The organism is Polaribacter sp. WD7, assembly GCF_003335085.1.
GTDB lineage: Bacteria > Bacteroidota > Bacteroidia > Flavobacteriales > Flavobacteriaceae > Polaribacter.
On sequence record NZ_QPEJ01000018.1, the window covers coordinates 829,031 to 846,072 of the forward strand.

12 protein-coding genes are annotated in these 17,042 nt (G+C 32.0%); 10 read left to right on the forward strand and 2 right to left on the reverse strand.

Annotation, left to right across the window (positions count from 1 at the left end; all coding sequences use genetic code 11):
• The first annotated feature begins 1 nt into the window (after nucleotide 1).
• Both DUT90_RS12915 and DUT90_RS12920 read left to right on the forward strand, forming a co-directional pair.
• Complete coding sequence (locus DUT90_RS12915; protein ID WP_114427589.1) at nucleotides 2-1,300, forward strand: TRAP transporter large permease; 1,299 nt, start codon at nucleotides 2-4, stop codon at nucleotides 1,298-1,300.
• A gap of 65 nt (nucleotides 1,301-1,365) precedes the next feature.
• Entirely contained in the window at nucleotides 1,366-2,208 is an 843-nt protein-coding gene (locus DUT90_RS12920) for a DMT family transporter (protein ID WP_258848562.1), read from the forward strand.
• A 13-nt stretch (nucleotides 2,209-2,221) separates the two neighbouring features.
• Here the strand turns inward: DUT90_RS12920 and DUT90_RS12925 are convergent, their stop codons facing one another.
• Together DUT90_RS12925 and uxaC are read right to left on the reverse strand one after the other, a co-directional pair.
• The gene (locus DUT90_RS12925; protein WP_114427590.1) at nucleotides 2,222-3,187 is read right to left on the reverse strand and encodes a Gfo/Idh/MocA family protein; all 966 of its coding nucleotides are present in this window, start codon (nucleotides 3,185-3,187) and stop codon (nucleotides 2,222-2,224) included.
• Nucleotides 3,188-3,193: 6 nt separating this feature from the next.
• Nucleotides 3,194-4,597, reverse strand: coding sequence for a glucuronate isomerase (gene uxaC, locus DUT90_RS12930; RefSeq protein WP_114427591.1), 1,404 nt, complete (start codon nucleotides 4,595-4,597; stop codon nucleotides 3,194-3,196).
• A 318-nt stretch (nucleotides 4,598-4,915) separates the two neighbouring features.
• On the opposite strand from uxaC, the gene DUT90_RS12935 reads away from it, so the two are divergent.
• From DUT90_RS12935 to DUT90_RS12970, 8 genes are all read left to right on the forward strand, one after another.
• Nucleotides 4,916-8,059, forward strand: coding sequence for a SusC/RagA family TonB-linked outer membrane protein (locus DUT90_RS12935; RefSeq protein ID WP_114427592.1), 3,144 nt, complete (start codon nucleotides 4,916-4,918; stop codon nucleotides 8,057-8,059).
• A 12-nt stretch (nucleotides 8,060-8,071) separates the two neighbouring features.
• Complete coding sequence (locus DUT90_RS12940; protein WP_114427593.1) at nucleotides 8,072-9,631, forward strand: RagB/SusD family nutrient uptake outer membrane protein; 1,560 nt, start codon at nucleotides 8,072-8,074, stop codon at nucleotides 9,629-9,631.
• 11 nt (nucleotides 9,632-9,642) lie between these two features.
• The gene (locus DUT90_RS12945) at nucleotides 9,643-10,440 is read left to right on the forward strand and encodes a hypothetical protein (protein WP_147266219.1); all 798 of its coding nucleotides are present in this window, start codon (nucleotides 9,643-9,645) and stop codon (nucleotides 10,438-10,440) included.
• Between the two features lie 40 nt (nucleotides 10,441-10,480).
• Complete coding sequence (locus DUT90_RS12950; RefSeq protein ID WP_114427595.1) at nucleotides 10,481-11,569, forward strand: fasciclin domain-containing protein; 1,089 nt, start codon at nucleotides 10,481-10,483, stop codon at nucleotides 11,567-11,569.
• A gap of 96 nt (nucleotides 11,570-11,665) precedes the next feature.
• Complete coding sequence (locus DUT90_RS12955; RefSeq protein ID WP_114427596.1) at nucleotides 11,666-13,042, forward strand: DUF1080 domain-containing protein; 1,377 nt, start codon at nucleotides 11,666-11,668, stop codon at nucleotides 13,040-13,042.
• Nucleotides 13,043-13,044: 2 nt separating this feature from the next.
• Nucleotides 13,045-14,388, forward strand: coding sequence for a Gfo/Idh/MocA family protein (locus DUT90_RS12960; protein ID WP_114427597.1), 1,344 nt, complete (start codon nucleotides 13,045-13,047; stop codon nucleotides 14,386-14,388).
• Between the two features lie 3 nt (nucleotides 14,389-14,391).
• Nucleotides 14,392-15,582, forward strand: a complete 1,191-nt coding sequence (locus tag DUT90_RS12965) for a Gfo/Idh/MocA family protein (RefSeq protein WP_114427598.1) — start codon at nucleotides 14,392-14,394, stop codon at nucleotides 15,580-15,582.
• Between the two features lie 28 nt (nucleotides 15,583-15,610).
• Nucleotides 15,611-17,008, forward strand: a complete 1,398-nt coding sequence (locus DUT90_RS12970) for a sialate O-acetylesterase (protein ID WP_181858202.1) — start codon at nucleotides 15,611-15,613, stop codon at nucleotides 17,006-17,008.
• The last annotated feature ends 34 nt before the right edge of the window (nucleotides 17,009-17,042 follow it).

A 17,042-nucleotide genomic window follows, 5' to 3' on the forward strand; every position in this document is an offset into this window, starting at 1 on the left:
TATGAATTTAGTAGAAGTCCTTATTTTAGTTGTTAGCTTTTTGGTTTTCTTATCACTAAGAGTGCCAATTGCTTTTGCTATTGGTTTAGCAGCTTTATTCACCTTATTAAGTGCAATGCCATTTTTACCAAGTGTTACTACTCTAGCGCAAAGAATGGCTACATCATTAGATAGTTTTACCTTATCTGCAATCCCATTTTTTATCCTAGCTGGACAAATTATGAACCGAGGAGGGATAGCAGTACGACTCATAAATTTTGCAAAAGCCATTGTTGGTCCACTTCCTGGAGGTTTAGCTTTTGTAAATATCATTTCTTGTATGTTATTTGGAGCCATTTCTGGTTCTGCGGTAGCCGCAGCATCTGCAATTGGAGGATTTATGAACCCGATGATGGAAAAAGATGGGTATGACAAATCATTTAGTGCAGCAGTAAACATTACTAGTGCAACAACAGGTTTAATTATTCCGCCAAGTAACGTGTTAATTGTATATTCTTTAGCCAGTGGAGGTGTATCTATTGCAGCTTTATTTATTGCTGGATATATACCTGGTTTGTTAATTGGTTTGGCATTAATGATTGTGGCTTTAATCTATTCAATCATAAAAAAATACCCAACTGATAAAATGGTTGGTTTTAAAGAGTTCTTTAAAAGATTTATAGATGCTTTTCCTAGTTTAATGTTATTGGTTGTTGTAATTGGAGGAATTGTTGCTGGAATTTTCACAGCTACAGAGGCATCTGCAATTGCAGTAATTTACACCTTGGTTTTGGGCTTTGTGTACAAAGAAATTACGGTAAAGGATATTTCTCCAATTTTATTGGAAACTGTAAAAACATCTGCAATAGTATTGTTATTAGTGTCTACATCCATAGCAATGTCTTGGGTAATGAGTTACGAGAATATTCCGCAAGAAATAAGCAATACCTTACTGTCTATTAGTGATAATCCAATAGTTATTTTAATTATTATCAACTTAATTTTGTTATTTGTTGGTGTTTTTATGGATATGACACCTGCTGTATTAATCTTTACACCGATTTTCTTACCAATTGTTACAGAATTAGGAATGGATCCAATTCATTTCGGAATCATAATGATTATGAACTTATGTATTGGTTTGTGTACACCACCAGTAGGTTCTGTACTCTTTGTGGGGTGTAGTGTTGCAGATTTAAAAATACAACAAGTAATAAAACCGTTGTTACCGTTGTTTTTGGTAATGATAGGGGTGTTGTTATTAATAACGTATTTTCCAGACTTGACTTTGTGGTTGCCAAGAGTTTTTGATTTAGTATAACAATTAATTTACTTAGGTTTAAGGTAAAGTAACCTTTTATTGATTTATATTTGTGTTAATTTCATATGACACAAAAGAAGGCTATTTTATACATGATCTTTAGCGCAATTGCATTTTCGCTAATGGGTTCTGTAGTTAAGTATTTAAGTACGTTTAACGTGTATCAGGTTGTTTTTTTTAGATCTGTAGGTACTTTGCTGTTCACAATTCCTTTAATAGTTAAACAGAAAATACCTTTTTGGGGAGATAACAAAAAGTGGCTAATCATTAGAGGTATTGCTGGTGTAGTTTCTTTAACCCTTTTTTTTAAGTCTTTAAACTATTTAAGTATAGGTACAGCCGTTTCTTTACGGTATACAGCGCCTATATTTGCAGCTATTTTGGCACTTTTCTTTTTAAAGGAAAAAATAAAACCTATACAATGGTTGTTGTTTTGTATTGCTTTTTTAGGAGTTTTAATTATTAAAGGTTTTGGTGCAGAGGTAGAAGCTATTGGATTGGTTTTTGTAATTCTTTCTGCGGTTTTTTTAGGACTAATTTTTGTGTTAATTCGTAAAATTGGAAACACAGAACATCCTTTAGTGATTATAAATTATTTTATGATTATGGCATTTGTATTTGGAGGAATAATGTGTCTAAAATATTGGGAACAGCCAACACCTTTAGAGTGGGGGTTCTTTCTTAGTACAGGGATTTTTGGTTATTTTGGTCAGTTATATATGACAAAAGCATTACAAGCAGAAGAAACCAATTTGGTAGCTCCAATAAAATACTTAGAGGTAATTTTTACGATAATTATAGGAACATTTTGGTTTGGAGACGTTTATAATACGTGGACTCTTTTGGGTATTTTACTAATCTTATCGGGATTAATTTATAATATTTATCTCAAAAGGAAAACATCCTAAAATTAAATATATTCTAAGTTGTAAATGTATCTATGATTTTCATGACTTGTACTCCATCTTCTAGTTTACAAGGGTTTTCAGCTTTACCTAAAAAATAATTGACAGTTTGGGCTATCAAAGGTTGTTGCACGTGTTTTGGGTTTTCAAACGAAAATACTTCAGTTTTATCAGAAGTGGTTAAAAATACTTTCTCTCCGTAAAAAGAAAAAGTGATAGTTCCATTTTCACCATAGATTTTACATTCGTCTTTTACATCTTTATCAGAGGCAATAAAATTCCATATACCTCTAAATTGAACTCCACTTTCAAATTCAATAATTCCGTTTACAATATCGGCAACTTTGTGATTTTGTGAGGTTGTATTAAATCCCTGAGCATTTTTAATATCCCCAAAATAATGGTACATCAAATCTATTTGATGAGGGGCAATATCATGAAAATATCCACCTCCTGATGTTTCAGGTTTTAGACGCCAGTTATTATCTGTTTTAGCAATAACATTATTTGTTGTTGATTGTAGAATTGTGATGTCTGCAAAGTGTACTTTTCCAATACTATTACTAGTTAATAACTCTTTTACTTTTTGAAAAGCAGGCAAATTTCTTCTATAATGAGCAATAACTATTTTGTCATTTTTGGTAACTAATTTTTCTAATTCTTTAGCTTCATCTGCGTCTATGGTCATTGGCTTTTCTAAATACACAAATTTACCAGCGGCTAAACATTTTTTTGCGATCTCTAAATGTGTAGAAGGAGGAGTTGCAATATAAAGTGCATTAATTTCAGGATGATTTATAATGTCATCAATAGTATCATACCAATGAGGAACATGATGTCTTTCTGCAAAATCTTTAGCTTTTGTACTATTTCTTCTCATAACAGCAATCAATTCAGAATTGACTACTTTTTGGAAAGCAGGACCACTTTTTACTTCAGCCACGTCACCGCAACCAATAATTCCCCATTTAATAATATTCATGTTCCTTTATTTAAAGTTAAAATAGTTTTTTGCATTGTGGTAACAGATATCACTTACAATTTTCCCTAAAAAAGCTTCATCTGCAGGTAATTCCCCATTTTCCACATCAGTTCCTATGGCATTACATAAAATACGTCTAAAGTACTCATGTCTCGGAAAAGATAAAAAGCTACGAGAATCTGTAAGCATTCCAACAAAACAAGATAACAATCCTAAATTAGAAAGTGCATTAATTTGTTTTTCCATTCCGTCTTTTTGATCTAAAAACCACCAAGCAGCACCATATTGCATTTTTCCTTTTATGGTTCCATCGTTAAAATTACCAACCATTGTAGCAAAAACTTCACTATCTGCAGGGTTTAAGTTGTAGACAATTGTTTTTGCCAATTGGTTTGTACTGTCTAAAGTATTCAAAACACCACTTAGGGCTCTAGCTTGAGAAAAATCTCCAATAGAATCAAACCCTGTGTCAGGACCTAATTCATCTAATAATCTTTTATTGTTGTTTCTAATGGCACCCAAATGAAACTGTTGCGTCCAGCCAACTTTATGATACATTTTACACAATTCAATAACTGTTTTAAACTTAAAGAAAGCTACTTCTTCACTACTTAAAGATTGCATATTCTTTATTTTATCAAATAAAGAATTGATGTCATAAATATTTTCTTCAAAGAAATACAATTGTTCAAAACCATGGTCAGAAAGTCTACCACCATTGTCATTAAAGAAATAAATTCTACTTTCTAACGCTTTTAATAAGTCATCATAATTATCAATATTGATGTTGGCAACTACTTCTAATTTTGATAAATATTGATTGTAAGATGCTACATTTTCCACAGCAAAAGAGTTATCAGGTCTAAAAGTTGGAAACGTTTTTACTTTATTAGCATCATTTAAAATAGCAATATGATGCTCTAAAGAATCTGCAGGATCATCAGTAGTGCACAAACTCTCTACATTTTGCATTTTTAGCAACCCATTAGCAGAATGTGATTTTTGCTGTAAAATTTTTGAAGTTTTTTCGTAAATTTCCTCTGCATTTTCTGGTGTCAAAATTTCATCAATATCAAAATAGGCTTTCAATTCTAGCGCAGTCCAATGAAATAAGGGGTTTTTAATTGTATACGGAACAACTTCTGCCCATTTTAAAAACTTTTCTTTATCTGTGGCATTTCCAGTAATATACTTTTCGTCAATGCCAAAAGCACGCATTGCTCTCCATTTGTAATGATCTCCATATAACCAAACTTGTGTAATGTTTTTAAATTTAGTATCTTGAGATATCTGTTTAGGAGAAAGATGATTGTGATAATCTATAATAGGTAATTTTTTTGCAAAATCATGATATAGTTTCTTTGCAAAATCGTTTTGCAACAAAAAGTCATTGGTTAGAAATGAATTCATCTATAATATTTTAAAAAGTAAAGAAAAAAAGTTCTCAAAGATACATTTTATCTAATTTTTATGGAGATGTTTTTTTATAATTTGTTCTAAAATCTTATGAGTTAGACATTAATATTTATATTTGATAAGTTTTGAAAATTTCAAAATGTTAAAGTGTCAATATTTGATACAAATAAGGTAAAATAATAAAGATTTCAGTATAGTACAGGATACAGAAATACTACATTGTGTGTAAAATTGTACATTAGTTAAATGGTTGTTAAAACCAGACCTTACTAAATTTAATCAAAACAATTTATTTTAAAACTAAATTTAAAAATGAAAAAAACGTTTAAAAAACAAAACACCGTTCATAGCTTCATGCTTTTGCTGTTGCTTCTATGTTCGGGTTTTACAACTTTTAATTTAGAAGCACAACAGAAGATAACAGGTGTTGTGTCAGATGTAGATGGTAATCCTATACCAGGAGTTAGTGTTTTACAGAAAGGTACTTCTAATGGAGTTGTAACTGATTTTGATGGTATTTATTCTTTATCATTAAATTCAGCAGAGAAAACTTTAGTGTTTTCTTATTTAGGATATAAAAACAAAGAAGTAAAAGTTTCAGGAAAAGTAAAAATTGATGTTACTTTAGAGGAGGAAGCAGAAGCTTTAGAGGAGATTGTTATCATTGGTTATGCTGCAGTTTCAAGAGAAAAAGTACTTGGGGCCGTATCAAGTGTAAAAGCAGAATCTATAGAGAAAGCGACGGCAGTAGATGCTTTGCAAGGTGTTCAAGGAAAATTGTCTGGAGTTCAAATTCTCTCAAATAATGGCCCTGGTGCAGGATTTGATGTGAGAGTTAGGGGTATAACTTCTTTTGCGCAAGGAGGTCCTTTATATGTTGTAGATGGTCAGCAAACATTTGATATTGATAATATTGACCCTAATGACATAGAGTCTTTAGAAGTTTTAAAAGATGGAGCAACTACAGCAATATATGGTGCGCAAGGTGCTAATGGTGTTGTATTAGTAACAACTAAGTCTGGTAAAGCTGGTAAAACAAGATTGTCTATTACGCATACTACAGGTGTAAATAGTTTGGTAGGGCAAATACCAGTGGCTAATGCAAGACAAAGAATTATACAGGAAACAGTAGCAAACCCAAACCCTGTAGGTAACAGGTCTATTAGAGATTCATTGAGCTTATTGTTTAGGAATTCAGAAGATATTCAAAAGTTAGTAACAAGACCAGCAACAAGACAGCAAGTGAGCCTTTCTCTTAATGGAGGTAGTGAGTCAGCTAGGTTTAACTGGAATTCAGGTTTTGTTGAAGAGCAAGGTATTATTGTAAATAGTGGATACAGAAGATTTAATACTCGTGTAAAATTAGATTTAGAACCATCAGATAAAATCAAAGCAGGTACTGTGGTAAATATGTCGTTTGAAGAAACCAAAGGAGCGCCATCTTTTCAAATTTTAAATCAATTGACAAGACGTATTCCATATTTGCCAATTTTTGAACCAGATGGTACGTTTACACCATCTACACCAGGTTTAGCTAGTTTAAATCCTTTACAGCAAGCTGAGTTAAGAGAGGTTGTTACAAGAAATTACAGAGCAAATTCTTTTACTTATTTACAATATAATTTTACACCTAAATTTTCTATAAAATCTACTTTAGGTTTTAATTTCAGATACTTAAAGAATGAAACTTTTACACCATCAGCTTTAGATAATAGAAATTTTAGATTAGCAATACCTGTTGCTACAGAAAGGCATGATTTAAGCTATAATGTGCAGCAAGAAAACTTTTTTAATTACAATAACTCATGGGGAGATCATACTATTTCTGGTTTTGCGGGGATGCAAATACAAAGAAATAACAGAGAAAATTTAAGATTGAGAGCAGAGTTGAATAATGAGCTAATTACAACTTTAAACAATAATGATCCAGAGAATTTTACAACAACTAATGGAACGCTGAATGATGCTAATAGTTTGTTTTCTTTATTTGCTGGATTTAGTTATGATTACCAAAATAAATATTTAATTGGTGCTACTGTACGTAGAGATGGTTCATCAAGATTTGGAGAGAATAATAAGTTTGGTTATTTTCCTGCTGCAAACGTAGGATGGAGATTGAGTAAAGAAAGCTTTTTAGAAGATAGTGATGTAATTAACAATTTATTATTAAGAGCATCTTTTGGTGTTGTAGGTAATGATAGAATTGGTAATTTTACTTTTGATACCCCTTTTAATCCAGACTTTACTTACAGTTTAGATGGTTCTATACAAAGTATTGGTGTTGGTCCAGGGACTCTTTTAGGTAATGCTGATATTAGATGGGAAGAAACAGAATCTATAAATTTAGGTGTAGATCTAGGACTATTTAAAAATAGGGTGAAAATTGCAGCTGAAATTTGGAGAAAAACAACTAGTGACTTATTAGTGAGAACAGAGTTGCCAGAAGAATCAGGTTTTCAGTCTATCCAAGAAAACAGAGGTGTTGTAAGAAACCAAGGTATTGATTTTAATATCAATGGTACTATAATTAAGAAAAAAGGTTTTAAATGGGATGCTGGTTTTAATATTAGTTTCTTAGAAAATGAAGTAACTGAATTGGCAGTTCCTATACAACAAGGTCGTTTTTTAATTGAAGAAGGACAACCTATTGGTAATATGATTGGTTATAAAAACTTCGGAGTATTTTCTAGAGATGAATCAAACGCATATGCACCTTCTGGAGAAAGATTAATTCCAAATTTTGATTCCAACGGGTTCTTTTTAGGTTCATATAGTTTTGCAAATGGTCAAGCATATCCAACAGACGGAGTTGTTAGACAATTGACCTTTGGAGGAGATGCTTTATTGGGTGGAGATTATATTTGGGATGATGTAAATGGAGATTTTGTAATTGACTCTGAAGACATTCAAACGCTAGGTAATGGTTTGCCTACAGTATTTGGAGGTCTTACACAAGATTTTAGCTATAAAGGATTTACACTTGGTTTGTTATTTGATTTTAGCTTTGGAAATGACATTTACAGAAGGTACGACCATGAAAGAAATAGTTTAAGAGCTTCTGTATTAACACCAAGTCCAGAAAGGATTGAAAATGCATGGACAAACCAAGGAGACATTACTCCTTACCCTACCTTAACAGCTAGAAATAGAGAGGTAAATAGATTTGACTTTTTAGGTGGTGTTGCAAATAGCTCATTTGTTTCTGATGGAAGTTTTATTATTTGGAGATACGCAAGAGTTGGTTATTCATTCCCAAAAAAGACCCTAGAAAAGATGGATATTGGGTTAAAAAGTTTAAGACTTAACTTGGCAATTAATAATGTATTGACTTGGACTAATTATGAAGGGTATAGCCCAGAATTTGGAAGTAGAGGAAACCCTTTAGCACCAAGTGAAGATAATTTAAGATACCCTAATGACAGGGAGTTGTTATTAAGTTTAAGAGTACAATTTTAAAATAGGTTAAAGATGTTATTACATACAATTAGAAAAATAAAAATTGCTACTTTTTTATCAGTAGCTATAGGGATATTTTATTCCTGTGATGATTTTGTAGATGAAGTGCCAGAAAGTCAAATTTCAGGATTGGCATTCTATCAAAACAATGAAGATTTACAATTAGCACTTGTAGCAGCATATAGTCAAATGTCTACTGCTTATAGTCAATACCACATTAATTGGGGAGAATTTAGATCTGATAATATGGAACCGTTTGGAGGTAACGTTGCAAGAAACTCTATGCATAATAGTTCTATGGATGTAGGAGAGCGTAACATATTAAGATGGTTTGATTTATATAGATTTATAGACCTTACAAACCGTGTTATTAATGAAGGAGCAACTATAGAAGGTGTTGATAACAATATCTTAGGACAAGCGTATGCTATGAGAGCAAAAGTGTATTTTGATATTACACGTGTATGGGGTGCAGTTCCTTTATTTACAGAATCTATTAACACAATAGATAATGCTTTTAAAACGAGAACACCTGCAGCAGAAATAATGGCAAATGTAGTGATACCAGATATGTTAAGAGCAGAACAATTAATTTCTACACCAAGTTCAAATTTCGTTTTTTCACAGTCTAGTGTATTAGCTTTACAAGCAGAAGTGTATTTGTGGGAAAGAGAAAATCAATTGGCTAAAGATGCTATAGAGAAATTAATAGCTTTAGGAACCCATAGTTTAGTAAGATCACCAGAAGATTGGCAAGATTTATTTATCAATCAGGTTGCAAACTTTAGAGTTCCTGATGGACCTGGAAAAGTACAGGAAGGACCTGAGTTAATTTTTTCTCTCAATTACTTTTTAGGTCAAGGTATTCCTACTTCAGGTTTAGCGAGAGCTTATACGGCAGGAGCAAAAATTACGACCATAACTCGTGAAGTTGAAGAAAAATGGAGAAATCGTTTTCCATTAGACACAATTTGGGATGACTTGTACCCTGATACGGCACCTGTTTTTACAGAAACAATAATAGCTTCTGATGGAAGTGATTCTATTGTACCATTATATGGAGATTGGAGATTGTTTGCAACTAGAGAAGGTGGAAGTTTTGAAGATGGAGTAGGAACAGTTGACGAAGGTGAGGCTAGAGTTCATAAATGGCAAAAAAATGCATTAGGATTAGTACCTTCTAATGATGATACAGACATTGTTATTTACAGATATGCAGACATGATTTTAATGTTAGCTGAAGCTGAATTAAAATTAAATAACGCTCCTAGAGCTCTAGAGTTAATCAATCAAGTAAGAACAGCAAGACAATTACCTTTAGCAACAACAGAGCAGTTTGGTGCAGACTTTGATACGCAAATAGATTTTTTATTGGATGAAAGACAATTTGAACTTTTAGGTGAAGGTAAACGCTGGTGGGATTTAGTAAGAAATGATAAAGCGTTAGAAGTTATGAATCCTATTTTACAAGATAGAGGAGAAAACCCATTAACAGAGCAACGTATTCTTTGGCCAGTATGGGATCAACATTTAATTGAAAATCCTAATTTAACACAAACTCTAGGATGGTAAAAAATAGAATTATGAAAACAATATATAAAATAGTAGCACTAAGTGTTTTTGCAGCCTTATTTAGTGCATGTACATTAGATGTACAAGATAACTTTGAGTTTACTCCAGAATTTTTAGATGAAGATCCTTTCTCTAATATAACAGCATGGGAGTTTATACAAAGCCAAGGGACAGTAGCAATTTTAGACGATCAAAATAGAAAACGTTTAAATGGAGAAAAGCTAGACTTTATGGCAGCAGCTATAAAGCGTGTAGGGTATGAAGATTTATACAATCAAACCACAACTTCAGATAGAACATATCTATTTTTAAATAATAATGCTTTTACTGGTAACAATAGAGATAGAGATATTATCAGACTGGTAACAGGTAATACTCAAGGTGGAGGTTCCTTAGTAAATCCAGATACTTTAATGGCTAGCATTACAGCACCAGATCAAATTAATATATTAAAAGCTGTTTTAAGGTATAATATTGTTAGTACGTTTGTAGCACAAGTACCAACATTAACTATTTTTGATAGAGATTTCTTATTTAAAACATTCTTACCTACTTTAGAGTTGGATGAAGATGGAACCCCTATTGCTTTAACTAATGAGTTCGCAGATATTGCGTTTAGAAGAGATACTCGTTGGGATATCAATATTAATAACCCTTCTTCTCCTTTACCAGAAAGTGCATTAGGAAGAGATTTTGATGAAACAGTTAGAGTACATAATATTGTTTTAAATAATGGTATAGGTCATATTATGAATGACTTAGTAAGATTTCAGCCTTATCCTTTATATGCAAACTTCCCTATAGATTAATAATTTAGTTATAGATAATCTTTTTAATAAAATAGATAAAATGAAACAGAACAGATTAAAACAATACTTTTTTACAATGGCATTTGCTTTTATAGCAATGGTATCTTGTAATGTTCCTGAAGATAACGATGAACTTATACCGTTTGTACCAGAAGAGGTTACAAATCCTGAGACTATAAGTCAATTTATTATTGCTAATCCAGAACTTAGTATATTTGAAAGAGCACTTAGAACTATTGAAGCAGCCGCTACTAATGAAGATGATCTTAAGATTATAACAGAATTAAATGTTCCTGGTAACTCAACTGTGTTTGCCCCATCTAATGAAGCTTTCAATGTGTTTTTAGATAGAAACGGTATAGATGACGTTGCAGATTTACCTGTAGATGTTTTAATAAATGTTGTATTATACCATATTCTAGAAGGAGAGTTAATGGCTTCAGATTTAACAACTGGTTATATAAACACTCGTAGTTTATTTAGTGTTAGAGTTGGTCGTACTACTATAGAGAATAACTTAAGCCTATATATCAATACAGCAGAAGGTGTAACATTAAATAGAGATACGAACGTGGTAACTCCAAATATAGACGCTAATAATGGTGTTATTCATATTGTAGATAGAGTTGTAGACTTACCAACGGTTGCAAATTTAATTGGAGTTAATCCAACTTTAGCTAGATATATTGCAGCTGTAAGACGTGCAGACACATTTATTAATGAAGAAGGAGAAACACCTAATAGAATTGAGAGGTCACTTAGAAATGGTGGTTCTATTGTTACCGCTTTTGTACCTACTAATGAAGCTTTTGATAATTACTTATTAGAAAGAGATAACACAGGAAGCACTACCACAGAAGATATAGCAGAATCTGAGTTAGGAAGAATTACAAAAACTCATATATTACCTGCTTATATACCTTCAAGCCTTTTAGTTAGTGGTAGTCAACAAACCTTGTTAGATGATAATGAGATTGTTATTAATGCAGAGAATTTAACAATTACAGATCCACAAGCAAGAATTTCTAATATTAACGCAGATGTTTTAAATATTCAAGGTACAAATGGTGTTTTACATTTGATAGACAATGTTATATTGCCTTCAGATCCACCAGCTGCAGATATGTAAAACATACAGAAACAATTAACTACTAAAAAGCCTTCATAATTTTATGAAGGCTTTTTTTATTATCTTACACCAAAACAATAAACTAAAAAATATAAGATGAACCTATTTTTAAAAATAGTAGTGTTAGTTATTATTCTTTGCTGCTCTTGCAAAACTAAAACCAAAACAATTCCGTGGGAAAGCTTATTTTCAAAGAATTCTCTGGAAGGCTGGAACATTAAAGGAGGTACTGCAACTTATAAAAATGAAAACGGTACTATTGTAGGAACTACAGTACCAAATACCCCAAACACTTTTTTGTGTTCAGATAAAATATATAACAATTTCATTTTAGAAATTGATTTTAAGGTAGATCCAGTTATGAATTCTGGTATTCAAATTCGTAGTAACTCACTTCCGTATTATAGAGATGGAATGGTACATGGTTATCAAGTTGAAATAGATCCATCAAAGCGAGCATGGAGTGGTGGGATTTATGACGAAAAAAGAAGACTTTGGTTAAATCCTTTAAAAGATAATATTGAAGCACAAAATGCATTTAAACAAAATGAGTGGAATCACTACAGAATTGAAGCTATTGGAGATACTATTAAAACTTGGGTAAATGGAATTGCAGCATCTCATTTAATTGACGATAAAACAGCTGCTGGTTTTATTGGTTTACAGGTTCACGGAATTGGAAAACATACCGATAGATTAGGAAAACAAACCATGTGGAAAAACGCTAAAATTTTAACTACAGAATTAGCTAAATATTCTAAAAAATCTCCACTAGAACCAATTATTACAAAAAACAATTTGACTTTTCAAGAAAACAGAACAGGTTGGAAAATGCTTTGGGACGGAAAAACAACAAATGGATGGAGAGGAGCTAAACTTGCTAAATTTCCAGAAAAAGGTTGGTCTATAGAAAATGGAGAGCTAATTGTAGAGGAAACTGGTGGTGCAGAGTCTGCAGCTGGTGGAGATATTGTTACTACCAAAGATTATAGCAATTTTGAGTTACTAGTAGATTTTAAATTAACTGCTGGTGCAAATAGTGGAATTAAATATTATGTAGATACAGAAATCAATAAGGGTACTGGTTCATCAATAGGTTTAGAATATCAAATTTTAGATGATGAACTACATGAAGATGCTAAAAGAGGTTCTCATGAAGGAAGTAGAACTGTATGTTCTTTATATGATTTAATTAAAGCAGACCCAATTAAGCCATTAAAACCAATTGGACAATGGAATACTGCTTATATCAAATCGATAGACAATCATGTAGAACACTGGGTTAACGATGTTAAAGTTTTAGAATATGAACGAGGAAGTGCTGAATTTTTAAAGCTAGTTTCTGAAAGTAAATATGCAAAATGGCCAAATTTTGGACTATTAGAAAAAGGTCAGATTTTATTACAAGATCATGGTGATAAAGTTTCATTTAGAAATATAAAAATTCGTGTTGCTAAATCTAAAAAGAACTAATTATGAAAACAGATAGAAGAAGTTTTTTAAAAAAAACGGCTACCGCAGCTGTAGGAGTAGGTTTAGTAGGAACTGCAAATGCAATGTCTGCAAAAAGCTATAGAAATATTATTGGTGCAAACGATAGATTGCATATTGCAATTCAAGGATTAGGACGCCGTTATTTTTCGTATATAGAAGGTATAGCTGCTAAAGAAAATAATGTTCACTTAAAGTATTTGTGCGATGTAATGCCTAGTCAGCTCGATAAAGCACAAGAAAGAGTCGGAAAAAAGATTGATTATAAAATTAAATCTGAAGAAGATATTCGAAACATAATTAACGATAAAAATATAGATGCCATTTTTATGGCAACACCAGACCACTGGCACACACCGGGAGCAATAATGGCAATGCAAGCAGGTAAACATGTATATTTAGAAAAGCCTTGTAGCCATAATCCACATGAAAATAAGTTAGTAGTAGCTGCTCAAAAAAAATACAATAAAATTGTACAAATGGGTAATCAGCAAAGATCTTCTCTAGAAAGTCAAGAGATTATTGCAGAAATTCATAATGGAGTTATTGGAGAAATATATAAAGCTGTAGCTTTTTACACAAATGGAAGAGGAAAAGTTCCTGTTCCTGTTAAAGCTGCACCACCAGTAGAATTAAATTGGGATCTTTTTCAAGGTCCATCACCAAGAAAAGAATATACTCATGATACTTGGAACTACAATTGGCATTGGTATGGATGGGATTTTGGGACTGCAGAAATGGGTAATAATGCTACGCATGAACTAGATATAGCACGTTGGGCATTAGATGTAAAATATCCAGAATACGTAGAAGTAAATGCTGGTAAAAGACAATTTAAAGATGACGGATGGGAAATGTATGACCAAATGGAGGCAACATTTACATTTGCTAACGATAGAGTTATCCAATGGGATGGAGATAGCCGAAACGCCTATAAAAAATACGGACGTGGAAGAGGAACCATTATTTACGGAACCAAAGGTTTGATTATTGTAGACAGAGATGGCTATGAATTATACAGTTTAAAAGGAAAGTTAATTAAAGAGAAAAAATCTGGAGGTTCAGAAGGAGGACTTGCTTTAGGTGGTGGTGGTAATTTAACAACAAGACACGTAACCAATTTTTTCGATGCAATTAGAGGAAAAGAAAAATTAACTTCGTCTATAGAAGTAGGAGCGGTTTCTCAAATGTTAACGCATTATGCCAATATTTCTTACAGAATTAATAAAGGTTTTAATGTTGATGAAAATTCTGGTAAAATATTTGACAGAGATGCAATGAAACTTTGGTCTAGAACTTACGAACCAGGTTGGGAACCTAAACTCTAAAATTTGAAAAGACGTAATTTTATAAAAAAAGCGGGTATTGCTGGTGCAGGAATTTTAAGTTCTAGTTCGTTATTTGGAGCCATATCAAAAGTAAATAATAGCAATAGTATTGTTAATATAGGAATTATTGGAAGTGGATCAAGAGGCACAGGTTTAACATCTGTAATTAATAATACTGATGGAATTAATGTGATTGCCGCATCTGATGTTCTTCCCTTTAGACTACAAAAGTGTATTCAAAAAGCAAATACAAAAGTAAAAGGATACCAAGATTACAGAGCTTTATTAGATAATAAAGATATAGATGCAGTAATTGTAGCTACACTTTTTAATTCGCACGCTAAAATAGCAATTGATGCATTAGATGCAGGAAAACATGTGTATTGCGAAAAAACATTAACTAAAGGATATGATGGTATTCAACAGCTAATAAATAAAACTAAAGTTTCTAACACTGTTTTTCAAACTGGCCATCAGTATCATAGCTCAAGATTATATACTCACGTTGTAGATTTAATTCATCAAGGAAAAGTAGGTAATATTATTGCTTTTGACTGCCAATGGAATAGGCATGGAAATTGGAGAAGAAAAGTACCAAAACCAAACCTAGAAAAAGCAATTAATTGGAGAATGTATAGAGAATTTTCTGGAGGTTTAACAGCAGAATTATGCTCTCATCAAATCGATTTTGTAAATTGGGTTTTAAACGAAACTCCAGAACAAGTAATTGGTGTTGGGGGTGTAGATTACTGGAAAGATGGTAGAGAAACTTACGACAATGTACATTTAACCTACTCTTATGCTAGTGGAATAAAAGCTAAATTTTCTTGTTTAACGGGTAACGCTAAAGACGGTTACCAAATAAAAGTTATAGGAGATAAAGGCACAATAATTATTGATACTAAACACGCATGGTTTTATCCCGAAGGGAAAAAAAATAAAATTATGGGAGAGGTAGATGGAGTAAGTGGAGCAACAGCACAATGGGATAATGATAAAGGATATAATATAAATTTAGAACATTTAGACCCTAGCAAACAGGCTTTAGTAGATTTTAGAGAGGCTATTATAAATAATACTGTGCCATTGTCTAATATTACTTCTGGAGCAAAAACAGCAGTTTGTGTACAAATGGCATTAGATGCTATGTATAATAATAAAATAGTAAAGTGGAATAATAACATTACTTACTAATATTATGAAATGGGGAAATAAATGTTTTTTGATTCTATTTTTAATTGCATTTTCGCTTCAATCTCAAACGAAATTGCCTGCTTTTTTTGGAGACAATATGGTTTTGCAACAAAAAGAGAATGTAAGCATTTGGGGTACCGATATTCCTAACTCAGAAGTTATCATTTCTACAAGTTGGGGGCAAAATAAAAAAGTTACCACAAATTCAAAAGGAGATTGGAAAACAGTAATTAAAACTAAAAAAGCATCTTTTACTCCTGAAACTATTTCAATTAAAGGAACTACTTCCATTACATTAAAAAATGTTTTAATAGGAGAAGTTTGGTTTTGCTCCGGTCAATCTAATATGGAAATGGCTTTAAGCGGTTTAAGAAAGTCTAAGGTGCTAAATGCAAAAAAATACTTAGACATTTCTAATAATAAAAATATTAGATTATTTAATACACCCAGAACAGCAAGTGTTTTGCCAAGTAATACTGTAAATGCAGTATGGCAAGAGTCTAATGAATCTTCAGCGAAAAAATTTAGTGCAATTGGGTATATTTTTGCAATGGAACTATATCAAAAATTAAATATACCTATAGGAATTATTGAAGCTTCGTGGGGAGGAACGAGAATAGAAAGTTGGATTCCTAAAAAAGAGCTATTAAAGTACAAAAACATTCGTTTTTTTGATAAACTACCGAAAGAAGAGAACAAGCAGAAAAAACCATCATTTTTATATAATGGTATGATTCATCCTTTTCAAAATTATATGGTAAAGGGCATACTTTGGTATCAAGGAGAATCTAATAGAACACAGCCCAAATCCTATAAAAACTTCATGGAAGAATTAATTACTTCTTGGAGAAAACAATGGAAAGATGAGAGTCTTCCATTTTATTTTGTACAGATAGCTCCTTATGACTATACAACATACAAGAGAGGTACTGCAATTAGATCAAATTTAATTAGAGAAGCTCAATTGCAAGTAGCTCAAGAAGTTAAAAATACTGGTGTTGTAATAACAACAGATGTTGGAGATTGTAATGATATTCATCCATCAAAAAAAGAAATTGTGGCGAAACGACTTTCGTATTGGGCGTTAGCAAATCAATACAAAAAAGAGGTTTCCTTTAAAAGTGCCGAGTTAATATCTTTTAAAATTGATGAAAACAAAGTGAATCTTACATTTCAGTTTCATAATAATGATTATTTTATAGATACTGAAAATGTAAAAGGATTTGCAGTAGCAGGAGCTGATAAAGTATTTTATCCTGCAAATGTTGTGTTTCATAAAAATGGAAAACAAATAACCATATTTAATAAGAGTGTAAAAAAGCCTATTGCTGTTAGATATGGCTTTGAAGCCTGTTTCGAAAGCAATCTCAAAACAAACTCAGGTTTACCTATTTCTGTTTTTAGAACAGACCAATGGGAACAGTAACTTTTTATTGAATTGTTATTCCTTTTCAGGACAG